The sequence below is a fragment of the Bartonella queenslandensis genome (assembly GCF_018155095.1).
GTDB lineage: Bacteria > Pseudomonadota > Alphaproteobacteria > Rhizobiales > Rhizobiaceae > Bartonella > Bartonella queenslandensis_B.
Genome location: NZ_NAAI01000004.1, coordinates 45,481 through 69,905, shown reverse-complemented (window position 1 = coordinate 69,905; position 24,425 = coordinate 45,481). Strand labels below are relative to the sequence as shown.

25 protein-coding genes and 1 tRNA gene are annotated in these 24,425 nt (G+C 35.8%); 10 read left to right on the top strand and 16 right to left on the bottom strand.

Features of this window, described 5'->3' with window-relative positions; translation table 11 throughout:
- Positions 1–8: 8 nt before the first annotated feature.
- The 3 genes from B5V81_RS03850 to B5V81_RS08770 all read right to left on the bottom strand — a co-directional run bounded on the left by B5V81_RS03850 (position 9) and on the right by B5V81_RS08770 (position 4,846).
- Complete coding sequence (locus tag B5V81_RS03850) at positions 9–1,760, bottom strand: cation:proton antiporter domain-containing protein (RefSeq protein WP_212112196.1); 1,752 nt, start codon at positions 1,758–1,760, stop codon at positions 9–11.
- A gap of 93 nt (positions 1,761–1,853) precedes the next feature.
- Positions 1,854–4,367 carry a protein translocase subunit SecD gene (gene secD, locus B5V81_RS03845; RefSeq protein ID WP_212112195.1) on the bottom strand — a complete coding sequence of 838 codons (2,514 nt, stop codon included), beginning with the start codon at positions 4,365–4,367 and terminating at the stop codon, positions 1,854–1,856.
- Between the two features lie 77 nt (positions 4,368–4,444).
- Positions 4,445–4,846, bottom strand: coding sequence for a hypothetical protein (locus tag B5V81_RS08770; RefSeq protein WP_244979363.1), 402 nt, complete (start codon positions 4,844–4,846; stop codon positions 4,445–4,447).
- A gap of 188 nt (positions 4,847–5,034) precedes the next feature.
- Between B5V81_RS08770 and B5V81_RS03840 the strand changes: the two genes are divergently transcribed.
- The 3 genes from B5V81_RS03840 to B5V81_RS03830 all read left to right on the top strand — a co-directional run bounded on the left by B5V81_RS03840 (position 5,035) and on the right by B5V81_RS03830 (position 9,238).
- Entirely contained in the window at positions 5,035–7,410 is a 2,376-nt protein-coding gene (locus tag B5V81_RS03840; protein WP_212112194.1) for a mechanosensitive ion channel domain-containing protein, read from the top strand.
- Positions 7,404–7,676, top strand: a complete 273-nt coding sequence (locus B5V81_RS03835; protein WP_212112193.1) for a hypothetical protein — start codon at positions 7,404–7,406, stop codon at positions 7,674–7,676. The genes B5V81_RS03840 and B5V81_RS03835 overlap by 7 nt, the downstream gene beginning before the upstream one ends.
- Before the next feature lie 623 nt (positions 7,677–8,299).
- Complete coding sequence (locus B5V81_RS03830) at positions 8,300–9,238, top strand: outer membrane protein (protein ID WP_212112192.1); 939 nt, start codon at positions 8,300–8,302, stop codon at positions 9,236–9,238.
- Positions 9,239–9,569: 331 nt separating this feature from the next.
- Here the strand turns inward: B5V81_RS03830 and B5V81_RS03825 are convergent.
- A tRNA-Leu gene (locus tag B5V81_RS03825) sits at positions 9,570–9,655 on the bottom strand.
- A 147-nt stretch (positions 9,656–9,802) separates the two neighbouring features.
- On the opposite strand from B5V81_RS03825, the gene ilvA reads away from it, so the two are divergent.
- The 3 genes from ilvA to B5V81_RS03810 all read left to right on the top strand — a co-directional run bounded on the left by ilvA (position 9,803) and on the right by B5V81_RS03810 (position 13,312).
- Positions 9,803–11,080: a threonine ammonia-lyase IlvA gene (gene ilvA / locus B5V81_RS03820; protein WP_212112191.1), complete on the top strand. Its 1,278-nt coding sequence runs from the start codon at positions 9,803–9,805 to the stop codon at positions 11,078–11,080.
- Positions 11,081–11,115: 35 nt separating this feature from the next.
- The gene (locus tag B5V81_RS03815; RefSeq protein WP_212112190.1) at positions 11,116–11,646 is read left to right on the top strand and encodes a hypothetical protein; all 531 of its coding nucleotides are present in this window, start codon (positions 11,116–11,118) and stop codon (positions 11,644–11,646) included.
- Between the two features lie 283 nt (positions 11,647–11,929).
- Entirely contained in the window at positions 11,930–13,312 is a 1,383-nt protein-coding gene (locus B5V81_RS03810) for a DEAD/DEAH box helicase (protein WP_244979362.1), read from the top strand.
- 1,509 nt (positions 13,313–14,821) lie between these two features.
- Here the strand turns inward: B5V81_RS03810 and B5V81_RS03805 are convergent.
- The 11 genes from B5V81_RS03805 to B5V81_RS03755 all read right to left on the bottom strand — a co-directional run bounded on the left by B5V81_RS03805 (position 14,822) and on the right by B5V81_RS03755 (position 21,569).
- Positions 14,822–15,859, bottom strand: a complete 1,038-nt coding sequence (locus tag B5V81_RS03805; RefSeq protein ID WP_212112189.1) for a tyrosine-type recombinase/integrase — start codon at positions 15,857–15,859, stop codon at positions 14,822–14,824.
- Positions 15,860–15,867: 8 nt separating this feature from the next.
- Entirely contained in the window at positions 15,868–16,086 is a 219-nt protein-coding gene (locus tag B5V81_RS03800) for a hypothetical protein (protein ID WP_212112188.1), read from the bottom strand.
- A gap of 109 nt (positions 16,087–16,195) precedes the next feature.
- Positions 16,196–16,819 carry a lambda exonuclease family protein gene (locus tag B5V81_RS03795; RefSeq protein WP_212112187.1) on the bottom strand — a complete coding sequence of 208 codons (624 nt, stop codon included), beginning with the start codon at positions 16,817–16,819 and terminating at the stop codon, positions 16,196–16,198.
- Between the two features lies 1 nt (position 16,820).
- Positions 16,821–17,642 (bottom strand): phage recombination protein Bet, encoded by an 822-nt coding sequence (gene bet, locus B5V81_RS03790; protein WP_120100636.1) that lies wholly within the window; start codon positions 17,640–17,642, stop codon positions 16,821–16,823.
- A 76-nt stretch (positions 17,643–17,718) separates the two neighbouring features.
- A complete protein-coding gene (locus B5V81_RS03785) occupies positions 17,719–18,249 on the bottom strand; it encodes a hypothetical protein (RefSeq protein ID WP_212112186.1) in 531 nt (176 codons plus the stop codon).
- Positions 18,250–18,252: 3 nt separating this feature from the next.
- Positions 18,253–18,867, bottom strand: coding sequence for a hypothetical protein (locus B5V81_RS03780; RefSeq protein ID WP_212112185.1), 615 nt, complete (start codon positions 18,865–18,867; stop codon positions 18,253–18,255).
- A complete protein-coding gene (locus B5V81_RS03775) occupies positions 18,867–19,406 on the bottom strand; it encodes a hypothetical protein (protein ID WP_212112184.1) in 540 nt (179 codons plus the stop codon). Before B5V81_RS03775 ends, B5V81_RS03780 begins: the two co-directional genes overlap by 1 nt.
- Positions 19,400–19,801 carry a hypothetical protein gene (locus tag B5V81_RS03770; protein WP_120100640.1) on the bottom strand — a complete coding sequence of 134 codons (402 nt, stop codon included), beginning with the start codon at positions 19,799–19,801 and terminating at the stop codon, positions 19,400–19,402. The genes B5V81_RS03775 and B5V81_RS03770 overlap by 7 nt, the downstream gene beginning before the upstream one ends.
- A gap of 12 nt (positions 19,802–19,813) precedes the next feature.
- A complete protein-coding gene (locus B5V81_RS03765) occupies positions 19,814–20,575 on the bottom strand; it encodes an antA/AntB antirepressor family protein (RefSeq protein WP_212112183.1) in 762 nt (253 codons plus the stop codon).
- Positions 20,576–20,655: 80 nt separating this feature from the next.
- The gene (locus B5V81_RS03760) at positions 20,656–21,015 is read right to left on the bottom strand and encodes a hypothetical protein (protein ID WP_212112182.1); all 360 of its coding nucleotides are present in this window, start codon (positions 21,013–21,015) and stop codon (positions 20,656–20,658) included.
- A 224-nt stretch (positions 21,016–21,239) separates the two neighbouring features.
- A complete protein-coding gene (locus tag B5V81_RS03755) occupies positions 21,240–21,569 on the bottom strand; it encodes a helix-turn-helix domain-containing protein (RefSeq protein ID WP_212112181.1) in 330 nt (109 codons plus the stop codon).
- Between the two features lie 113 nt (positions 21,570–21,682).
- Here B5V81_RS03755 and B5V81_RS03750 point away from each other — a divergent pair, with 113 nt between their 5' ends.
- Genes B5V81_RS03750 through B5V81_RS03740 form a run of 3 tightly spaced genes read left to right on the top strand, consistent with a single transcriptional unit; the run spans position 21,683 to position 23,008 of the window.
- Positions 21,683–21,964: a hypothetical protein gene (locus B5V81_RS03750; protein WP_212112180.1), complete on the top strand. Its 282-nt coding sequence runs from the start codon at positions 21,683–21,685 to the stop codon at positions 21,962–21,964.
- A 10-nt stretch (positions 21,965–21,974) separates the two neighbouring features.
- Positions 21,975–22,391 carry a hypothetical protein gene (locus B5V81_RS03745; protein WP_212112179.1) on the top strand — a complete coding sequence of 139 codons (417 nt, stop codon included), beginning with the start codon at positions 21,975–21,977 and terminating at the stop codon, positions 22,389–22,391.
- 8 nt (positions 22,392–22,399) lie between these two features.
- Complete coding sequence (locus tag B5V81_RS03740) at positions 22,400–23,008, top strand: hypothetical protein (RefSeq protein ID WP_212112178.1); 609 nt, start codon at positions 22,400–22,402, stop codon at positions 23,006–23,008.
- Here B5V81_RS03740 and B5V81_RS03735 read toward each other — a convergent pair.
- Complete coding sequence (locus tag B5V81_RS03735) at positions 22,982–23,830, bottom strand: hypothetical protein (RefSeq protein ID WP_212112177.1); 849 nt, start codon at positions 23,828–23,830, stop codon at positions 22,982–22,984. The two genes, B5V81_RS03740 and B5V81_RS03735, sit on opposite strands and share 27 nt — an antisense overlap.
- 129 nt (positions 23,831–23,959) lie before the next feature.
- Between B5V81_RS03735 and B5V81_RS03730 the strand changes: the two genes are divergently transcribed.
- Positions 23,960–24,424 (top strand): crossover junction endodeoxyribonuclease RuvC, encoded by a 465-nt coding sequence (locus B5V81_RS03730; RefSeq protein WP_212112176.1) that lies wholly within the window; start codon positions 23,960–23,962, stop codon positions 24,422–24,424.
- Position 24,425: the final 1 nt, after the last annotated feature.

Genomic DNA, 24,425 nt, shown 5'->3' with positions numbered 1-24,425 from the left:
TATCCATTTTATGTTTTCTGTAAATTTTCATCATTGAGTATATTCTTTACAGATCGTTGTTCTGTTATATGCTCTATAATGCCATTGGCAATTTCTTCATCATCCGTTACTACAACATCAGCACCTAAATCAATGAGATAAGATGTTTCTGTATCGGATAATGCATGTGTGATTATCTGGATATCCTTCTTCATATCACGTATATTCACGATGCATTCTCCTACTTCAATGGTACTTCGCATTGTAATAACAACTTTATGTGCATTATTTATATTGGCTGCGTTCATTATTTCTTGTTGAATGATATTGCCGCAAATAACCTCAAAGCCATCTGAAATTGCTTTATCAGAGAGGCGTTTTGATTCTTCTACAATTACGATAGGTTTATCTCTATTTATTAAAGATAATGCAACACACTTACCGATACCACTATAGCCAATAATGACGATATGGTTGCTTTTTAAGGTCATTGGTAAAAAATCTTGGTCTGGATCTTGTGGATCGATATCAATAATTGTTTGGGTATTTTGTGAAGAGGTTGAAAATTTTTCTAGACGTTTTTTAATTTTATTACAGGCAATGAAAACAAGAGGATTAAGCAAAATAGAAAAAATTGCTCCTCCAAGAATTAAATCATGAGCGTCATTGTTTAAAAGTCCTAAGCTTAGACTTAAACCGGCAAGGATAAAGGAAAATTCTCCAATTTGGGCAAGACTTGCGGCAATCGTCAAAGCTGTTGCATTAGAATAGCGAAAAGCTTTAACGATGAAAAAAGCAACAGCAGATTTGCCAATTACGATGATGAATATAGTTGCTAAGAGAGGGAAAAAATGAGTCAAGAGTTTTTCTGGGTCAAATAACATGCCTACAGAAACAAAAAAGAGAACAGAAAAGGCATCACGCAGAGGTAAAGATTCTTCAGCGGCACGGTGACTTAATTCCGATTCGCTCATGACCATACCGGCAAAAAAAGCACCAAGAGAAAGAGAAACACCAAATAAATGAGCGGCTCCGAAAGCTACGCCTAAGGCGATAGCAAAGACGCTAAGACGGAATAATTCACGTGATCCCGATTGTGCACTCATTTTTAGAAGCCACGGGATAACGCGTCGTCCAATGATGAGCATCAGTGCGATAAATAGAATTACTTTCAGGATGGTAAGACCAAAAATACCCCAAATACTTAAATCCAACCATTGAACAAGAGGATCCAATGCTTCCTTTTTGGTATTGCTGAGGGCACTTGCCAAGGAAGGTATGAGGACAAGTATAAGGACCATTGCTAAATCCTCAATAATCAACCATCCAACGGCAATGCGTCCTTTTTCTGTTTCAATAAGATGGCGCTCTTGCAAAGCACGGAGCAGGATAACAGTACTTGCTATAGATAAAGCAAGACCGAAGATCAAACTCCCGCTGAAGCCCCATCCCATAATCAGACCAAGGCACAAGCCTAGAAAAGTAGAAAATGCCATTTGGGCAATAGCAGCGGGGATAGCAATCGCTTTGACAGATAAAAGGTCTTTTAACGAAAAGTGTAACCCAACCCCAAACATGAGCAAAATAATACCAATTTCAGCAAGTTGATTGATAATAATGGAATCTATTTTAAATCCACCTGTATTGGGTCCCACAATAACACCAGCTAACAAATAGCCTACAAGGGGTGAAATACGTAAACGGCTAGCAATCATTCCTAAAAGAAATGCTAAACATAAACCGGCAACAATCGTTGTAATTAGAGGAGTGTCATGGAGCATGGATTATTTACTATTCTTAATCAAAGAGTGAAGAAATGAAAATGACAATATTTTTATGAAAAGATATCATATACATTAAAGGGCACTTTCATTTCACTTTACTTTAGTATTTGCACGATTATTTCGTTCACGCCACCAGTTTCCCAGTAGGAGTAAAATAGGCGCAGCGATAAAGATAGAGGATGATGTCGCAATAATAATCCCAAAGACCATAGGCAATGCAAAATTATGAACAGCACTTCCACCCCATATCGCCATGGGGAGCATGGCAAGAATTGTTGTGGCTGATGTAAAAAAACAACGGACAAGAACCTGATTAATTGACAAATCAATCAGTTCGCGCAACGGCATTTTTTTATAAAGACGCATATTTTCGCGCATCCTATCATAGACAACAACTTTATCATTTATAGAATATCCAACAATTGTTAAGAGTGCAGCGATGGCGGTTAAATTAAAATCAAATTGAAATAAAGCAAAAAAGCCAATCATTTTTGTGGTATCTAGAATGAGCGTGACAATCGCTCCAATGGCAAAGAACCATTCAAAGCGTAACCATATATAGAGAGACATGGCAATAGCCGCAAGAATAACAGCTGTAAACGCAGCGGTAGCAAGCTCGCCTGAAATTTTGGGACCAACAACTTCTATTTGATCAAATGTCGTATCAGGATAGATATTTTGTACAGCTGTTTTGACCTTATCAATGGCGATAGTTTGTTGTGCTTCGCTCCCACTTTGTTTCTGCATGCGAATGAGTACAGTGTTTTCGTTATCAATATTTTGCAGGGTAACTTCACCAATATTAAGAGTGGAAAGCTTGGAACGCAGAGTTGCTAGGTCTGCTGGCCTTTTCGTGGTAATACTCATTTGGCTACCGCCAATGAAATCAATGCCGAAATTCAAGCCAGGCTTAAAAAAGAGAACAACTGAAGCAATTGATAAAACGATTGAGACGCTAATACCAATGAAGCGCGCTTTCATAAAGTGAAAAGTCGTGTTTTGTGGAATAATGTTAAAAGCAGAGTGAATATGTAATTTCTTAATTTTCCATTTACGAACAATCCAAATCATAATGATACGGACAATGGTGATATTTGTGAACATGGAGATGATAATACCAAGCAACATTGTTACAGCGAAACCACGAACAGGACCGGTACCAAACCAAAATAGTAAAATAGTGGCTATAATGGCCGTAACATTTGCATCAACAATAGTTGCAAAAGCCTGTTTAAATCCACGATCTAGAGCCGCAAAAGCACTCACACCTTTTCGACTTTCTTCACGGATACGTTCGTTGATGAGAATATTGGCATCAACAGCAATACCGATGCCTAAGATAATACCAGCAATACCAGGCAAGGTCAGTGTAGCACCGAGGAGACTGAGGGCAGCAAATGTTAAGATTGTGTGGAGAGCAAGTGCTATATTGGCAATGAGCCCCCAAATGCGGTAGAGAAGAAAAATAAAAATTGCAACAAGAATAAAGCCAATTATGCCGGTGTAAAGTCCCATTTGGATGGCATCAGCTCCAAGATTTGGACCTACCGTTCTCTCTTCAATGACAGTGAGTGGTGCGGGAAGGGAACCAGCACGGAGCAGAGCAGCCAGAGTTGAGGCTTCTTTGGGGTCAAAATTTCCTGTAATTTGACCTTGTCCATTGGGAATGACACTATTGATGGTAGGAGCGGTTAAAACTTTATTATCCAGAACAATGGCAAAAGGACGGTTAATATTTTGTCGTGTGATATCGGCAAATATTTTTGCCCCAGCAGCATCTAGCGTAAATGAAATAATAGAACGTCCTGGCATTTGCGGGTCAAAACCTGCACGGGCATCTTTCAGGACATTTCCATCTAAAGCAATTTGATCATAAATTGCATAATGTTGTGTTTCATCCGTATATCCAGGAAGAATAGAAACACCTATAGGGGGATTATTGGGATCCACATTAGAAGGAACAAGATGAAAACTCATCTTAGCAGTTGTTCCTAAAAGATTGCGCAGTTGTTTGGGATCTTGTAAGCCAGGCAATTGGACCATAATACGATCATTTCCGACCTTTTGGATGGCGGGTTCTGAAACACCAACTTGATCGATACGGCGACGGATGATTTCTAAGCTTTGTTCAATAGCATTGCTTATACGATCTTTAATACCTGCTTGCGTTAATGTGACGCGGAGTGTTTCATTTTGAGCACTAATTGTGATGTTATGTTCTGTCGTCCCAAAGCTACTGTGTATGGGCGTTATTAATGTATTTAAAGCAGCGCTTGCTTTTTCAAGTTCTGATGCATCAGAAATAAGGGCAACAACGCTATCTTCAACGATACGAACACTTGAGGTACGGATTTGTTTTTCACGCAGTGTATTTCGTACATTGTTTAAAACGATGTGTAATTGATCGCGTTTTAACGTTTTACTATCAACTTCAAGCAGGAGAGAAGAGCCTCCTTGAAGATCAAGACCAAGCGCTACACGCGTGTTAGGTAAGAAGCTTGAATTTTTAACCTGTTCGTGTGAAAATAAATTGGGTAAAGCAATGTAAATGCTGCTTAATAAGATAAAACAATAAAGGGTAGTCAACCAACCAGGTGTACGCATGATATATTCCGCTAATAGGCAATCTAACAGTTATTAAAGTTAAAAGCACAAGTAAAATAGGATGATCGTTTTATAATTCAAGTTAAAAGAGAAACGCGTTGATTTGGAGGAGCACGTTTATTTGAAAAATTATTTAAAAAATATTGTGTTCGAAAGTCACGAAGGTGTGGGGAAATAGCTGGAACCTTTATTAAAAAGGGATACAATGCTAGGATTTTTTGAAAGGTCCTCATAAAAATAGATTCTGTATGGGGTGTTACAAGTTTTTTGTTTTCAGTTCTCGTAACATTCAACTGATTACACTGATTTTGTAAATCAAATCTATTCGTTTTAATGATATTACTGGTGTGTGATTGTTTGATTAAAAAAGCACGCGTTCCTAGGTTGTTCGTCAAAAATACACCCAAACTGGATAGAAAAATCCAAGTCGTCAAAGGAAGAAAATTTTCTTTTTTGCAATAGAGGTGCAAAAAAAACATGCCAGAGTGCCTTCTTTAATCTTATTGAGTTTAGCTTACATGCTTACTATTTCTTTTTCTCTTATTATCAGTATTATAGAATAAGGGAAAGCTTTTATAAGATTATTCTATAAAAGTTGAAAATATCTATCTTATACCATATTTAAAAAAAAGGGGGATAAAATCCTTTTTGTGCGTCTAAGGTAGATATGTATTCATTTTGTAGAAAAAATATCCACAAACTTTTCCTTCTTTGGGGGATTATCTTTGTTTTTAATTCTGGTGCTTGGGGAAGTGGGGGGACGCAAAATACAATTGTCGAACAAACAGTTGCTTCTTATTCAATTGATGAAATTATTCATCAACAACAGATTATTATTAAGGATCTTGAAGAAAGTACTGAAGCTTTAAAAAGAGATTTTGACAAAAAATTAGAAGATGAGCGTGCTTTGAAAGAAATGCGCTTACGTGCACAAGATATCAGTGAGCGTACTATGGAGGCAGCATTTGCTTTGCGTTCTCCTCTTAATGAGATTAATATACTTATTGATCAATTAACCGAGCTCCAACATGACGTAAAAAAACTGAAAAATTCAGAGAAGAAATACTCTTATTTGATAGAGCAAAAAGCTAAAATTAATAGTATAATGCTTCAGTTTGAAGAAATTTTTTTGGCGACAAATAGAATAGCTGAACTTTCTATTTCTCAATCTCGTGAACTTTTTAAACGCAAACTGACCGATAGGCTTGAGTTTTCAATCCCGATGATTAAACATCTTGGCCAGAAAACAAAAGAGGCTTCATTAGATTTTCTTTTGTTGTTGAGTTCTTGGTACAATTTTATCTTTTATTTCAAATCATTACAGCTTTTTCTTTGCTTTTTGATTCCACTTTTTATTACTTTGGGGCTTTCGTATTTTTCTCATAAAATTCTGGTGCATGTGTATTGCCACTTTACGAAGTCTAATGAGGAAATATCCTATTTACAACGCTTATTGATCGCCTTTGTTTCAGTTCTTTTACCTTCGCTTATCTGTGTTCTTTGCGTTTATCTTGTGTTGTTTTTATTTCGTAGTTTTCACTTAGATCCAGGTAAGCTTACAACAGTTTTTGATATGATTGGGTATCAAATTATTTTCGTTTTTTTAATCAATCGCTTAGCGGTTGTTCTTTTATCATCGAATAGGCCGCATGTGCGTCTTCTCAATATTACACCATCGTCTGCTTCTCAATTGGTGTTTTTACTCACTTCTTTAGGGGGAATTTTGGCTTTTGATGTTGTTCTTGATCGTATTTATCAAATCATTTCAGCGCCTTTATCTTTGACAATTGCTAAAAGTTTTATTGCTGTTTTTCTTGTCGCGATATTGCTGTTTATAATATCATTTATCCCTTTGCGGTTTAGACGTAGGAATTTGCAAGGAGAAAAAAAAGAACCGTATTTTTGGCCATTTTATATACGCATTCCTCTTATTGGTTTGGGATTATTACTCTTTGTGTTGAATTTTTTAGGCTATGTTGGTCTTGCGCGTTTTATTACGCAGCAAATTATGATTGGTGGGGCATTCTTAGTTCTCATGTATTTAGGAATACAAAGCGCTCAAGCACTTGGAACTAAAGGCCAATTTATGAAAACAACAGTTGGTCATTTTTTGATGCAGAGGTTTCATTTAGAAGAAAAAACGATGAATCAATTAGGAGTTGTTATAAGCGTTTTTCTCAATTTGTTTGTTGTTATATTTTGTGCAATGCCAATTGCTGTACAGTTTGGATTTTCCTATTCTGATTTAAAAGCAGTTTTGTGGCAATCGGTGACCGGTTTTCAGATCGGAAATATGACTCTTTCTTTGATTTCTCTTGTAACAGGAATTATTTCTTTTGGTGTCTGTTGGTTCCTTATTCGCCGATTTATTGGTTGGTTAGATCATGTGGTGTTGGCTCATGGAGAATTTGATTCTGGTATCCGTAATTCTATCAAAACAGTAGTAAGTTATGGAGGCGTTGTTGTGTCTGCTTTGATCGGATTATCAATGGCAGGTTTGGATCTTAGAAATTTTGCTCTTATTGCTGGAGGACTTTCACTTGGTATTGGTTTTGGTTTACAGAATATTGTTCAAAATTTTGTCTCTGGACTTATTATTTTAGTTGGAAGACCATTTAAAATAGGGGACTATATAGAATCCGGATCAGTAGGGGGGGTTGTTAAGCGTATTAGTGTGCGTGCAACAGAACTTGAGACCATTCAACGTAAAACGATTATTATTCCCAATTCAAGCCTTATTAATAATAACGTTAGTAATTGGACACGACGCAATAAAATAGGACGGATTGATATCCCAGTTACTGTATCATCTAAAGTTACCCCAGAGCATATTGTTGAAATTTTGTTAGAGATCGCTTCTTCAACAGAAGGCGTTTTAAAAAATCCTGTCCCACAGGTGAGTTTTACGGCATTTGATCGTAAGAGCTTTTCCTTTAATTTGGCTATTTATGTGCCTAATATTACTGCATCTTCTCATGTAACCAATACCCTTCGATTTGTCTTATATAGGCGTTTTATGGAGGAAGGAATCTTAGAATGTTGAGATATATTTATGCTTTTATTACAGTTATTCTGTTGAATATTTTTGCCATAACATCTTTTGCTGCAACAGTGAAGAATACTGATTTAAAGATGCAGTCCATCATCATTATCGAAGGCAGTATACCTTTAAGATTTTCTTTAAATACGTATCAAACGATAACAATTTGTATGAAGGGATGCTTTATCACTTTTCCTAATAAAGATCGTTTTGTAATAAAAGTAGATGATAATATAGAAATTAGTAGAGGGAAAGCAATTTTTAAATAAAATGATTGAGGTCTTTTGTTTGAAGATAAGTTATTAGAATAATAATGATATTGCACGTGTTAATAAGCTCATCCTTTAAAAATTGTAGGAAAAAATGGATGATTTTATTATAAATATCTATTATTTTATATATAGAGATAATCTATGGTATGGATTTTTAATATAAGAATATTAAGTTATATTTATAATGATTTTAGTAAAGATCGATTTTATAGCAAATAATGACATTATTTTTATAAATTTTAAAATTTTACTTCATTATTTTAATAATTTATCTCATTAAAATAAGTATAGAATATTTTATTTTGTATTTTTTCATTTAAACATTAATACAAAATGTTTTTATACTTTTATTTTTTTTAAACATAATAGATAATTTATTATATTTATTTTATTTTGAAGTATTATATTCTAATATTTTTAAATTTATTAAAATTTATTTGCCAAATTTCAATTTTGATGTAATGATATATTTAGTAGTTGTATATTTATTAGTATGGTATATTTATTAAATGTAACTATATAAGGAGTACATGCGGTTTTTATGTATAAATTTTATAAAACTTTGTTTTTCTAAATGTGATTTTTAATTATATTTAAATTTAGCAATGGGGTATAATTTTATGAATACAAAATTTATAATAGCATCTGTTTTTTCTTTAATTTCACCTTCTATACTACAGGCTGCAGATGTGGTGGCTCCGCAAGAGCCAATACATGTTGCTTCAGAAGTTGTTACTTCTTTACCTTTTTCTTGGTCAGGTTTTTATTTTGGAGGTCAAATTGGTGGCTTTTCAAGTAAAATTTCTGCAATAACGCGTGATGTTGATATTCCTCTCTATCCTGATGAGGAGAGTAAAAGTAAACCATGGGTACCCGTCGAGAAACAATATAAGCCTGAACTTTCTGGCTTCATTGGTGGATTTTATGCGGGTGTTAATTTTGATCTCGGTAATAATTTTATTGTGGGGATTGATACGGATATCCTTTTAACGGAAAAAAAGGATACAAAAACAAAGTTTCATTCTGCTGAATCAAGTGCTGGTGGTTCGAATCCTGAAGGAACTGATACTGAAGAGAATGGTGCTGGAACTGATACAGAAGAAAATGGTCAAGAGAAAAAAAGTCGCAAAAGGGTACAGTTTGTCGGAGGGCATAGTTCTAGCTTTTCTCGCTCTGATACAGAGACTCCAGAAGAAAAGGATAGTTTGACTTTTAATCATACTTTTAAACAAAAATGGACTGGTGCCACACGGATGCGTGTTGGATTTTCTGCCCATCGTGTGATGCCTTATATTGCTGCTGGTATCGCTTATGGACAATTTCAAGATGTTTTGTCTACTGTCATTACAGGATCTGAGTCTTTTAATAAGACATCGGATGCTACAAAAACGATGATTGGTTATACTCTTGGGGGTGGTGTTGATTTCGCGATGACAGATAATCTTATTGTACGTGCGGAATATCGTTACTCGGATTTTGGTAAAAAGAAATTTAAAGACGAGATTGAAGTTAAATATAAGACGAATGATTTTCGTGCAGGAATAGCTTACAAATTTTAGTTTTTGTGGAAATGAATAAACTTAATTTTGAAGAGGTCCTGTCTTTGATAGGACCTTTATCTTTTGAAATTTTATGCATTGTAAATTCTACTTTATGGTGAAGAAAAAGTCTTTGACTTTGAGTGATGAGAAGGAGGTAAGGAAGAATTGTTTAGATTCTGAAATAATTAAGAATGAATTTTTTTGATTTCATAAAGTATTGGCTGAAATATTCGTATGCAAAGAGGAGGTGATCCACCTTTCGCATTATTACCGTTTCATTTGATAATATTTATAGCATTGTCTAAAGATTGTTGTTCTAAATGATTAGAAAACAAAAAAATGCACATAATGGTGCGGACGGCGGGACTTGAACCCGCAAGGTCTTCGACCGGCAGATTTTAAGTCTGCTATGTTTACCGTTTTCATCACGTCCGCAATGAGAGTTCTCTCATAAGCTATATCTTTTATTGAATCAAGAATTAATGACAAAAGAAAAAAAATTCATTTTTTTTAATGAAATTTTGACTGACAATATTTTTTTTATCGTTAGAAGAAGCCTGTATAATATAAATAAAGTATGAAATGATTAGTGTTATGAGTAAATTTATTCAAGACGTTACAAAAGCTATGGTGGGATTGCATCACGTGTTTGCTGAAACACCCCTTCAGCGAAATGATTTTCTTAGTCAAAAGTATGATGCAGAAATTTATTTGAAGCGTGAGGATTTAACACCAGTGCGGTCTTATAAGATTCGTGGTGCTTTCAATTTTGTTTCAGAAATGTTGAGCAGTATAGAGTCAGATTCTGCATTTGTGTGCGCTTCAGCGGGGAATCACGCGCAAGGGGTTTCTTTTGTTTGTCGTTATTTTAAACGTAAAGGCGTAATTTTTATGCCCACGACAACGCCACAACAGAAAATTGAGAAGACACGTATTTTTGGTAAAGAGTTTATTGATATTCGTTTGGTTGGTGAAACATTTGATCAATGCTATGAAGCTGCGCAATCTTTTGTCGTGGAGAGCGGTGGTGTGATGGCGCCTCCTTTTGATGACATTCGCATTATTACGGGGCAGGCAACGGTGCTCTGCGAAGCTGCTTTGCAATGGAAAAAACTCAATGGAGAAAGTGAGCCGGATTTAATAATTGTGCCGGTAGGGGGAGGTGGTTTGGCAAGTGGGATAAGTCAGTTTTTACGTGAATATGGCTGGAATACACAGATTCGTTTTGTTGAGCCCCAAAGAGCTGCAAGCTTGCTTGCTTGTTTGGAGAGTGGAAAACGGGTCAAACTGGAAAATATTGATACTTTTGTAGATGGGGCTGCCGTGGCTGAAATTGGTGCACTAAACTATACAATTCTTAAGCAATTTTCCCCCGATTCTGTCATTACAGTTCCTGAGAATCGTGTTTGTTCTACAATGGTTGAAATGCTTAATGTTGAGGGAGTGGTCCTTGAACCGGCTGGTGCTTTATCGATTGATGCGCTTAACAGTATTCCACCTAAAGATTTAAGGGGTAAAAAAATTCTTCTCGTTATTTCAGGAGGTAATTTTGATTTTGAACGTTTGCCAGAGATTAAAGAGCGTTCTTTACGTTTCCAAGGCTTGAGAAAATATTTTATTTTTAGTTTTCCGCAACATCCTGGTGCATTGCGTCATTTTCTTTCCACATTATCACCGGATGATGATATTGTGCGTTTTGAATATCTTAAAAAATCAGCGAGAAACTTTGGTTCTGTATTGGTTGCAATTGAAACAAAAAAATACAATAATTTTCGTCTATTAGAGGAAAAGTTTCAAGCGTTAGGTTGGCGCTATCGTGATATTACCGATGATCAGACGTTATTTGATTTTGTTATTTGAAAAATTGAAATTTTACTAAAACAAGAAGTATAAAAATGAGATCTATTTTTTATTTTGTGCTGAGTCTCTTTTTCTTTTTGATTGTTCATCAACAAAGTTTAGCATCTCAGCCCACAACAATGCAAAAAATTGAACTGTCAAAAATAGTTGTTGATGTTAATAATACTATAAAAAGCGGGGATTTTTCGCTTATAGCGCATTATATGCCTGAGCGGCTTTATAAAGAGATGGCACGTCGATTGAATAAAACAGAGGATGCTTTGCGTGATGATTTTCTTCAACAGTTGCATAGGCAATTTGAGAATTTGCCTTCTGGGGCTTATTATTTAGATAAAGAAAATATAGAGTATCTTCAGACGGACAACGGTACTTTATATGCTTTAATTCCAACGGTTCTTGAGCTTAAGGATCGCATTATTCAATATAAAACTTTGGCCATTTTTGATAAAACCCAATGGTATTTAATTTATGGGGGACAAAAAACTTTACAAAATCCAATTTTTCTCGAGATTTATCCTGATTTTATCAAGGTCCATTTACCGATGGAGACGATTATCAAGAAATAAATGTTTCAATATTTTTTGTCGCGATAAATGTATTTTATAAAGCTCTTGATTTTTTATCATAATCCAAGGATAATGATAATGGAGGTATTAGGCTGTTTTTTTGGCTTTTTTAAAGTGGAGTTATATGCCTTTACCTTGATTCCAAGGTATTCATGAGTTGCGCAGGTCGCTTTTCAAGCGTTGCTTTGTTTAAGATGTCAAGGATTTATCTTGCGCGGATTCTTGAGTGGAGAGTTCAGCTGGTTGCTTCGTGAAAGTTGTTCAGCTGAGGAAAGATTTTATTTTGCCTATAAAAAAAGAAGATGTTTTTAAAAAGTTAGGTTTGCCTACTCTTTTGATTAAAAATTTACACACTGCTGGGATGAGTAAACCTAAGCCTATACAAGAACAAGCTATTCCAGTGATGTTGAAAGGACACGATATTTTAGGGGTTGCACAGACAGGTTCTGGAAAAACCTTGGCTTTTTCCTTACCTATTTTAAGTCAGATTTTGGTTTTGGGTGATAAACGTTGTCCTAAAACTGCACGCGCCTTGATTCTCGCTCCAACGCGTGAGCTCGCTGTTCAGATTGATGAAGCGATTCGTACTGTGGCGAAAGGTGCACATCTTTCGACGTGTCTTATTTTTGGGGGGGTATCACGTTTAAAACAAATTAAACGTATGGAAGCAGGTGTGGATGTTTTGATAGCGACCCCAGGGCGTTTAAGAGATCTTGTTCGTGAAAAGTGTGTCGATCTTTCTCAAACTCGTTTTTTGATTTTGGATGAAGCAGACCGTATGTTGGATATGGGGTTTATTCATGATGTTAAGCAAATTGCAAAGCTTTTGCCTCAAGAGCGTCAGACAGCCCTTTTTTCTGCGACAATGCCGAAAGAAATTGCTGCGCTCGCAAAGTGTTTACTCGATGATCCGGTTAAGATTGAAGTTGTCCCTCAAGGTACTCCGGCTGTAGAGATTACCCAGAAATTATATTGTGTTCCTACCAGTGAAAAAAAGAATGTTTTAAGTAAACTTTTGACAAATCCAGCTTTTGATTCGGTTATTGTTTTTACTCGAACCAAACATGGGGCTGATGCTGTCACTCGTCATTTAGTAAAGATAGGCTATTTAGTTGCAACAATTCATGGGAATAAATCACAAGCTTCTCGCCAATCTGCTTTAAAAGCTTTTCGTGAAAGATCGGTACAGATTCTTGTTGCAACAGATATTGTTGCACGTGGTATTGATATACCAGGGATAAGCCATGTTATTAATTACGACTTACCAGATGAAGCTGAAAGTTATATCCATCGTATTGGTCGTACAGGACGCAATGGAGCATCTGGTGAAGCACTTACGCTTTTTGATGAAACGATAGAAAGGGTACGGTTGCGTGCTGTAGAGCGTTTGCTTCGTATGCAATTGGTGTCTGAATCTGTTCCAGAACAATTTGCAGCATTTCCAGAAAAGCCCATTGTGCTAGAAAGTGGAGAAAAAGAAAACAATAAAAAACGCCGTTTAAAAAAATCTAAACGTCAGAAATGTTTTTTAGATCGAAAAGATGATGCTGCACGATCACAGCGGAAGAATTCTTTATCTCCAAATGAGAGGCATAAAAAAGCAAAAGTAGCTGCAAAACGTGCAAAGTCTTTTCGTTTTCGCAAGTCAGTCAAGAAAGCCGCTTAATAAAATCTTGAAAAGAGATCATGTCCTAGGCGTTTTTTTACTTTTATCGATTTTTCCTCAACTAAAAAGAAATATACAACCTTCTTGTCAAAACAAGAGAGGCCTTCAAAGGTTTTCATTTTTTTTAATGAAAACCTTTGAACGTTTGGATTGATTTAAATTTTTTTTGAAAAAAAAGTTTTATTGTAGAGGCAATTATTTATTGGCCTTATTTCCATTTTAAAAAATATGAATAAAGATAAATTTTGTTTATATAAAAGATGTGTTTTATCTTTAGTGGTAACTTTTAATTTAAAAATTTGATTATCTAATGATAAATGATTGTTTTATATATTAAACATGTCCATCTATATTGCAAAATTTTCTCATTTTGAATCTGTTTATATTGATTCATTAAAACTTTTCATGTGCATGTTACGAACGAGATTGTCGTTTGGATAAAATTTAAGAAATCAATAAAATTCTTCTCTTAACCTCTTGTAAAGAAAAGAAATATTTCTAACATTGAGTGTTAGAAAATAGTATGATGGTATAGCTTTTATTGTGGGACAAAGATGGTATTCATCCATGGATTTTATTTTATACCATTTACGGGAGCCGTTGTGAAAAGGGTTTGGGAGATTTTAGAGATGTCTCTAAACTCAAAATATGTGTGTAGATTCACAATACAATGGATAAAAACACAATAGATAAAAAACAATGGAGAAAACGCCTATGATTGGTTGAAGTCTTTCACAACATTCTCAATAATTTAGATTGTTATCAACTTAGATTGTTATCATGTTTACATTGTAAAAACACTCTTATTTAGGGGCTGATATAACGCCTGTAAAACTTTATGTGCTTATGTTTTTATGACAGTGTGATGAATATTCAAGGCAAAGGATTGTTTTTAAAGTTTATGAATTGATTAGTAGGAAGAACTCGTTAAATAAGAAGCTGAACTTTTTACAAACTTTTGGGGTGGGAATTTCTGACTTCAGGGAGAATTATCGGGTGTATGGCGGATAATATAGATAATTTTAATTGTTTTATTGAGTAAAACTTATTTTGGGGTTGGAAAACAAAAGTTATACGAAAGCTTTTTTATTACGGATGGTATGTGATATTCCTCTTTGATAAACGAAATCGTGAACTATACCGTGCCAAAAATTACAATGCTCTCTGATAGAGAGGTGGTAATTGGAAAAAAGTAATTATTTTAGAATTAATCAGTAAGAAAAAACTTGTGCAATAGTTTTCTCTTAAAAATAAAATAATTGTTTTTTGTATTCATTACAAAAAACATCTCGTAAGATATTGTATTTCTACTTTGATTGCGAAACTCTATTCCCTCACTTTTATTGGGAGTCTCCCACGTTTAAAAGTGAATAAAAAGAATTTTCTGAATGGAGTAAAATAAGTGGCTCCCCGGGCCGTTCTAATTGATTTTAATAAAATCAACATATTAACAAAATATAAGGGAATATTGTAGGTATTGTTTTTTTTAAGTTTTTTTTGCTTCTATCCCTAACTTTTTTGGAGCTTTTTTATAGCTTCAAGAGCTAATCTTTTACGATCTGCGCTCTTTGTATAAAGAGATGCCATTTTATCTTCTGTCCAGCCAAAAATTGCTTTCAATTGTGAAACTGTTGCACCAGAGTTAGCTGCGCGTGTTGCTGCTAATTTTCTCAATCCATGGGCTGATTTTTTAATACCTGCTGTATTACATGCTTCACGAAACAGGTTGCCAAAACTTTCTTTTACGAGCTTATTTCCATTTTTCCCGCAAATGAATGTTTCATTTCCAATAGGACCAATTTTAAGGGTTTCTGCTAATTCAGGCAAAATGGGTAGAAAAACATCTGTTTTAAATTGGCTCTTTTCTGTTTTCAGATGAATGATATTATCATTAACATCTTTCCAACCAATGCGAACGGCATCACCACGGCGTAAGCCCGTATACAAAAGAACATCAATCCAAACACGTTCATGGGTACCATGTGACCAGCGTTGGTAATATTTCTCAACATCATCTTCCGTCCAAACAGCGAATCCATCTTTATTGCTAAGAGCTGGTCTTTTTACTCCTATTGTTGGATTATTTTCCAAAAGTCCTTGGTCAATTGCCCAATTAAAAAGCCCATTAAGAGCTTTCAAAAAATTTTGAGCAGCTGATGGTGTTTCTTTACGCCGTTCAACACCGGCTATAATATGTTTTTTTTCAATTGCTTTGTATGGAATATTTCCTATGCTATCGCATACCTTCATAAGAATGAGTTCTTTTTGTCTTTTCGTAGCTTTAGCAAGGCTATGCCAATTGACGCTATTAAAATATTGTTTAAGCAGCCATGCAAATGACCCTTCAATCAGTTTTCCGGTTTTCGGTTTTGGAGGGATTATGCCTTGTAATTCGGCAAGTGCGCTTTTGTAGTTATCAACAAACTCTTGCGTTCCATAGGTTCCGCGTATTCGAATACGTTTTCCATGACCAATACGTACATACCATATGATTTTGCCATGGCGTGTGATTTCTTTGAGAAGATGAGGGGGGCGTGGTTTAGGCATGATCAATTTTACATCTTAGAGAGTGCGATTTCGTAATATTCATTCTTTGACAAATCTAAAAGTGTGTCTGGGTGGCTAACGGAATTTAGTCTTGGAATATCTGCTTTAAGATAGATAAGCAGTTCACCGGTAGGTTTGATTTCTATGAGTTCGCAGCCTTGCTTTTTTGCTTCTCTTAAAGCGCGTGCAATGTCTGCTTGCGTTATGATAGCTTTACGAGGTGCCATATCTCTTCTCCCTACATTGAAACGCAAGGTAAATCATGAATTGATTAAAATTGTTAGGAAAGGGTGGGGGTGCTAGGAGGCATTGGTGAGGATAAGCACCCCCATAGTTTCAAGCGGCTTTTATTGAGATTCTTTGTATCTCTTGTTCTATTTCTGCTAAAAAAGCTTCGACGGCTTGATTAATCTGTTCAATTTGTTTGTCATCACGGTAGATGCGTTTGATTTTCATACGCAAGTGAGATGAATCCCCCACAAAACGCGGGTCATAACTGATAAAATCACACCATTTTCGCTCTGTACAAGCCATTTGGAATTGCATTTGCGCATGATATTCTGGTTTAATTTCATCATCTATACAAAAGCGTAAATGGTTGATTGATTGTGGACATTTGATTTCGATTAAACCGTTTTCATCAATAAGCCCATCAGGGCTAGCCCCCGCCATTTTGATTGTGGGGTGTTGGATAAAACCACATTGAGTGATTTCTGTATCATAAATGAATGCATATTCTTTTAGAGCATCTTCTTCATGTTCAATGCCCCATTGCATAGCCGGCGTTGGATAAGATTGGCTTATTTCACCCGTTAAACGCTCTGTCATAAGTTTGATTTTGTAATCTTCATATTTGCTTGTAGGAGTTCCCTTTGCTGTTTTACTAATGACGTTATAAACGTTTGAAGCGGTGACTTTGCCTAACCGTGCTTGAAACCATTGTGCTGTTCTTTGTTCCATCTCACACCGCCGTTTGTTGTTGAGTGGGTGCATATTCGATATCTTGGATATGAATATATTCGGCATCTTGTATAGGCGCGTCTATTTGCTCTTGTTGCGGGTGAGATTGTAGAGCTCTTTCTTTTTGAATATTTTGCTTTTTTTCCAATAGCTCTAAAATCTCTTGTGCTTTTTCACAAGACAGATCTGTTAGGTTTTCGATATTTGCGTAAGAGAGAAGAATATTTTCATTGGTTTGTGTTTCTTTAATTAACAGTTTGATTTGTTCGAGCATGGCATGAGAAACAAATTGTACTTGTGTATTCCGGCTTGCTTCATTAATACGCGCTGCTTCATCTTCTTCATAAATGCCAGAAAAGCCAAAAGCATAGCGAGCGCATTGTATAGTTGCTTTATGACGTAACATACGAGCGGGGTATTTTTGCCAAGTGTCACTTTTTTGTTTGCATTCATTTAAATATTCGGTGACTTCGATAGGGTCTTGAATACCTTTGAGACGAATAGCGCATTTAATGGCAATGATATTACCGTTTTTATCGAGTTGATCTTGAAAGGTCATACCATCAAATTGAGGATTAGATTTAATGATCTTAATCCAGCCATCAATAGAGACAACAGGGATAATGCCGCCACCTCTTTTAGGGAGCGCATAGATTTCTTTTGTTAATGGGTTAAGCCCATAAGTATTTGCCACCGATATAAAAGCAGCGAATTCTTCATCAGAGAAGTTATGATTGATACAAGTTTTGATAATTGTTTTACGGAATTGATCATGAGAAAATCCATATTTGCTAGCCATTGTTGTTAAAGGAGAATTTGTCATTATTGTTTCCTTGATTTGCGCGCAATTCCCCCGTGGCGTGAATCACGCTTGTGTTAAAAGTTGTTTGGTTTGGTTGTTAGAAAGGATTGTAATCCTCTGTTGAAGGTTTGCGGTTATCGCCAATCATGGCTAGTCCAGAAAGTTCAAAGTCTCCATAAACATTTACATAACCACAGACCAATACCTTGTCGTAAATTTTTGTATTTCCGTAGATAGATGCACCGCAGCAAGCTTTTGCATTTCCATAAATCTGCGCATTTTCATAAATCACTGTACCGGAAACACATGCGTTGTCGTAGATACGTGCATTATCAGAAACTTTAGCACCATTGGTAACCTGCGAATTACCAAAAACCTTGGCATTTTTACTAACTTGCGATGCAACATCAATTATCGCATTATCACAAACTACAGCATCATCATAAACAGCGGACAAACCACGAACCCAACAATTTCCATTATGCGAGAGGTTTCTTTCGTGCTCTACAAAACCACCTAAATCACCAGCCTTTACATCTCCAAAATCTCTCAATGCACGAATGCGATAAGTTAACTTATTTCCGTATATCCAAGTTGTTTCATCAGTCAGTTCGTACTTCTTTTCCATGGCTTATTTCCTCTCACCGGTTGAAACAATTTCATCATTGATGATTTCTGTGTTTCCTTGAATAAATGCATCACCACATATGACGGCATCTCCCCCAACTTTTGCTCTGATAGAAATAAGTGGGGAGTCATAAATTTTAGCGTTTCCATAAATTTTAGCTTTTCCACTGATAAATGCCGTATCATAAACGCTTGCATTTCCGTAGATTTGTGCACTGGCAAAAACACGAGCATGTCCAAAGATCTGCGCATTACCAAAAATATTGGCTTCTCCGGTAACAGATGCACTACCAAAAACGCATGCGTTTTCGTAAATATCAGAAATGCCATCAATATAAGCTTCACCAAAAACATTGGCTTTATCATAAACTCTTGCAAAACCACCAGCACGAGCATTTCCATAAACCTTGGCATCACCAAAAATCTTGGCATAACCATAAATTTTTGCCTCACCACCAACCCAACAATTACCATCATGGGATAGGTTGCTTTCTTTTTCTATGAAACCTCCAAGATCACCTTCTTTTACATCACCAAAGTCTTTTAATGCACGTATGCGGTGTAGAGTATGTCTATCAACTTCGATTGTCTCATCAGTCAGTTCGTATTTTTTTTTCATTAGTTTGCTCCAGTGGATATTCTGCTATTGCCGCCAATCCAATCTTCACAAAGTAAATCCGCATTACCATAAATTTTTACATTTCCGTAAATGTGTGTATTACCACCAACTTTTGCATTTCCATAAACGCTTGCCCTATCGTAAATGCATGCTTCATCATAAACATGAGAATTGCCATAAACATGTGCATGATCAAAAACTTTAGTGTCACCGTAAACTAATGCATCACCGTAAATTTCCGCATAATTGTAAACGTATGCTTCACCAGAAACTTGTGCATTCCCATAAACCCGCGCATCACCATAAACATAGGCATAACCGGAAATATGTGCATTTTGATAAACACGAGCATTATCATAAACCCTAGCATAATCTCCAACCCAACAATCGCCCCCATGACTAAGATTGCCTTCCTTTTCAATAAAACCGCCAAGGTCACCTTTTTTGACATATCCAAAATCTTTTAAGGCACGTATGCGGTGTAGAGTATGTCTATTAACTTCGATTGTCTCATCAGTCAGTTCGTATTTTTTCACCATGCTTTTTCTCCAGTGGACATGATATTATCGCCATCAATATCCGCATCACGATAAATTTTTGCGTCACCATAAATACGTGCATTACCGGAAACCGTTGCCATTCCATAAATTTCGGCAAAACCGTAAACATGTGCATTATGTTTAATTCGTGCACTACCATAAACTTCAGCATCATCATAAACTTGAGCATTATCGTAAACGCAAGCACAAGATAAGACGAATGCATTACCACCTACCCAGCAATTACCATGATGCGATAGGTTGTTTTCATGTTCTATAAAGCCGCCTAAATTACCTTTTTTAATAACTCCAAAGTCTCTTAAAGCTCGGATACGGTGAAGAGTTACCCCTTTAAACTCAGCTTTCTCATCAGTAAGTTCGTACTTCTTTTCCATGGTTTATTGCCTTTAATGCATGTTTTGTCGTTTAAATTCTTGAGACAGCAGCCCCATGCCTTTTGTTGTAATTTTAGCAGCTGGTACGACCTTTTCTGTACCTTCTGTTGTTTGAATGGTGTGTGTAGGACAATCCATAAGTCCTTTTTGGATTTTATCTTGATAAGGTAACAAAGGAGCCCCGAAAGTGCGTCGATACACCCATCCTTTTTTCTGTAGGAACTGAATGAACTGTTTTGGTTGAATTTCGAGAATTTTAGCAGCTTCAGTAAGACCGAAGAGCCCATCAGCGCGTTGCAAGCTTTCCAAAGCCATTGCTTTTGGTTTTAAATATTCAATGATAGTATCTTGTTGATCTATTTGACTTTGTAGGTAATTCAAAAAGCCCATCATAGCTTTTGGACTTGAATAGTCGATTTGTTGTAGTGTTAGTGCCTGCTTTGCACGCCGCTCGCACTCGATAAAGTATAAACGAGCTTGTTTTCCTTTTTCATTACGCTCTACCATGGAAAGTTCTTTTGCCATTTCCAAGGTGAGATGATAATTAATTGCAATAACAGATCTAGATTTTGCGCTCGCCAAATTTGGTGACCGCAAATCTTGTGTTTTTACAAAGTCTTGTCCTTCTATAAAATTGTATCTGCTAATACGGTCCTTAATCCAATTGGAAAAGTCTCGTTTTGCTTCTAAGAATGCGTGCAAATCACGAGCATTGACTGTTTGAACGTCTTCTCCGTTAACCGTGTTATTTGTAATAGCAATAGGATTATCCATAAGTTTACTCCGTCCGATATTTAATAAGAGGAAAGAGGGGGCGCTCTTAAAAACGCCCTTCATAGTTTTTAAAGCACATCTCAAGGATAACGGTTCTGTTCTTCATAGGTACCATAGACCTCATCATTATATTTTTCTTTTGCTAAATCATCTAAAAGGTCATTGTAAGAAACACTTTCGCGAACAAAGTCATGAACATTACTATTCTCATCGAGATGTTCGATATTTTTTTCTACATATGCTTCTGCAATCTCTTCAGAAATGTCTTCACAACTCTTTTCAGAAGGATTTATACGAAAGATTTGTATAACATCATCTACCCCATCAACAATGCTTAGAATTTGGCTCGCATCAAGCGGTCCAGACTCTGCAATGTTTTGATCATCATCGCAGGAAACTAGTAAAATTTCATCAGAATTTATAAGCACTGGTTTTTCCATAAACGCCTCCATACAGCCTATTGGCAAAAGTTATTTTCTAAGATATGGAGTGAATATATGTAAAAAGTGCAAGTGTCAACATAAAAATGTAAAAAGTGCATATTTATGTTAGGTATGTTTTTTTTTAAAATGCACTATCCACAATTTATGGAGATACAAAATGCAAATAGCGGAACAAGATTTTAATCTTTTAAAAGGGTTTTCTCAGAAAGAAAAAGAAACTATTACTTATCTTTTGATTGCCTTAAAAACTCAATATATGAAATCACAGACTTCTTGTTTTCTTCAGAAAGATCACGATAAAAATTCATAAATTCTTGATCAACATCATTGAAGAAATTTGGGGGGGGCTCGTTAAAAAACTCCGCTATTTTAACTAATTCCCCAATACTTATGCTTCTTGATTTTCCATTTTTGTAAGGATTAATCATTCTGCTTATAGTAGATTGATGGGTTCCCAAGTAGGCAGCTAGCTCTATTTGGGCGCCGTGTCCGCGCTCATATAATTTTTTTTCTAGCCATTGTTGGATACTTTTTTCAATATTGCTACTCATAATCTAAATATTATCCCTAAAAATACGTAAAATGCAAAAAATGTGAAAGGTGCATTTTTTGTTGACATATGTAAAAAGTGCAATTATTTATTGCACTGTTATGGAGATTACATATGCCTGCGAGATTAATTATAAAATATTTAGGTGGCTTAAAAACTGTAGCAGCTATAGTGCAAAGAGATGTGTCATCTGTTTCTAGATGGCATGATTTTATACCAGCAAAGCACCAACAAAAATTATTAACCTATGCGCGTGATCATGAGATAGATTTGCGCCCCGAAGATTTTTTTTATCCCGAGCGTTTGCAGTCATTAATGCAAGAGCAACGCCCCCCATTGTCGAAAATTTGCAAGAGCCGCGTTGTTGATCACACCGGCGAGACTTTGCAGCCTTAAGGAGATCAAAATGGGATTAAGTGAAGTGGTATTGATAGTTGTATGTGTGACGCTTGGTTCTTTGCTTTTTAGTGGGATGTCGTTGCTTTGTGCTTTGAATTATAGCGAAAAGGTTAAGGCGCTTAAAAAGGAGATTGAAGATGAAGAATTTGCAGCTAGGGCTTTAGAAAAAGAACGCGAAGAAATTAGAGAGATCATTAGTGGATATGATGAGAATGTAGAAAAATATGAAGAGGAAATTAAAGAACTTAAACAAAATATAGAAGAGTACAGAAAAACATTACAACGAAAAAATGCAACTATAGATAAACTCATAGCAGAAGTTCAATCCCGTGATGAACAAATTGAGAGGCTTAAAGACGAGCTTAAGCAGCGTGGTGAATCTGTAAAAGAAAATTCTCATAAAAATAAGAAGAAAAGTAAGTGAGGAGAGAGATGGAAGATACAACGATATTAGATAATGTTGCAGTGATTTTAGCAATAACTTTGGCTTTCTACTATTATTTCAAAGCTTCTAAACTGGCAAAAGAGATAGAATTAAGAGATGAGTTAATAGAGTCCCAACGAACATTGATGGAGGGACAATTAGCAGAAAATGATAAAAAAATTAAAGAATTGCAAGAATTACAAGGAGAAGTGCAAGAACGTTTACAGCAGAACTTTAAAGAGCAAGAATGTTTGACGTCATATGAAAATATTTATGAAAATCTTCAAGCCTCTAAAGTTGTTTGTGCGCTTGTAAGAGAGTTTATAGAACTAAATCCCATTACAGATGAACAAGAAGATAGATCGCAGGAATTATTGCAACAATTAATGAGGGATGAGCAGACAAAGATTCAAGCAATTAAAGTTGTTAGAGCCTTTGAAGAATGGTTTATACCACAAAATACCGTTACACTTGCACAATGCTATTACTGGCCAAGAGCACAAAATTTATTAGGCAATTTATTAGGACGAAAGCCAATGACATGGGAAGAGCTTGCTAAAAAAAGTCCTGAAGAACAGCAGCGTTATTTCTTACCTGGGAAAACCATAGAGGGATGAATTAAATGCCTGTAATAATTTTGACTCTGGTTTAAAATCATAAAAATACTCGGGGCAAAAATTCACTTTTTCTGATGGATTTAAGGGATCTATGGCAGTGTGTTCCATAGTAAATATTAGAGGAATTTTTGTGTTTTTGTCCTTGGGAAAAACAGTAAGAATTAATACTAATGTGCAAGAAGGTTTAAGGCTAAATGGATCAATATTTCCATATATTGGAGGTGTGACTTTAGGTCTTTGTAAGCATAAGTATTTTGCCTGTTTTGGATGGATGTGACGTAGTGTTCCTAGCGAGTGTGGGAAATAGACAAGTTCACGATAGCATGCAGATATAAAGATAAAAGGACTGTTATCATTTATACTGATGGAGTTAATTTTAATTGTTTGTTTTGTAGGATTTGTAATGTTTAGAGATATATTAATTAATAGACCAATACCATTTGGATTATCACACATCCATGAATTTTGTGGGATAACACGGAGCTTTTTTTCTTCTAAAATTTCTAATTGTTTTTCCAGAACTGTGGCAAGCTTTTCCATTGATATTGCTTGTTGTTTAGTTGATTTAGCTATGTCCACGGCATTGGCTAATTCTGTTTCAAATTTTTCTCGGTCTTCTCTTCTAAACTTTGCAGCTTCTATTCGATCTTCTCTTCTCAATTTTGCAGCTTCTATTCGATCTTCATTTCTTAAATTCAATGTCTGTTTAATAGAACGAAAAGAAAAAATTGCGGATAATAAAGCACCAACCGAAGAAAGTGCAGAAAAAAGGGTAGGGTGTTGTTCTATCCAATTTAAGCATACCTTCCAATTAAGGAACATAATCACTATTCCAATTAATGTAAGGAATATACTCCCGTATTTATATACGTTTGCACGCTTCAACATCTTTCTTTACCCGCTTTTAGGAAAAAACAATCCTATAAAACACGTTTTGTATGGAGTGGTGCGGTGATTAACACGATTCTTTGTTTTGATCTAGGTACGAAGATGGGGTGGGCGATACGAGGGGGAAATGGTCATATATTCAGTGGTACGATGAGTTTCCAACCCCGTCGCTTTGAAGGCGGTGGGATGCGTTATTTACGCTTTAAAAGATGGCTTAATGGGATAAAGCATACAGCAGGTGGCATTGACGCGGTGTATTTTGAAGAAGTGAGGCGTCATATTGGAACTGATGCGGCACATGTTTACGGTGGTTTGTTAGCAACGTTAACGGCGTGGTGTGAAGATCATGAGATACCGTATGAGGGGATACCGGTTTGTACGATTAAGAAAGCGACGACGGGCAAGGGGAATGCGTCAAAAGAAGAAATGATTAAGGCGATGCGTGCAAAAGGACACGCGCCTTGTGATGATAATGAAGCGGATGCTTTAGCAATTTTACATTTAATTAAAGAGAGGGAGATCTTATAGC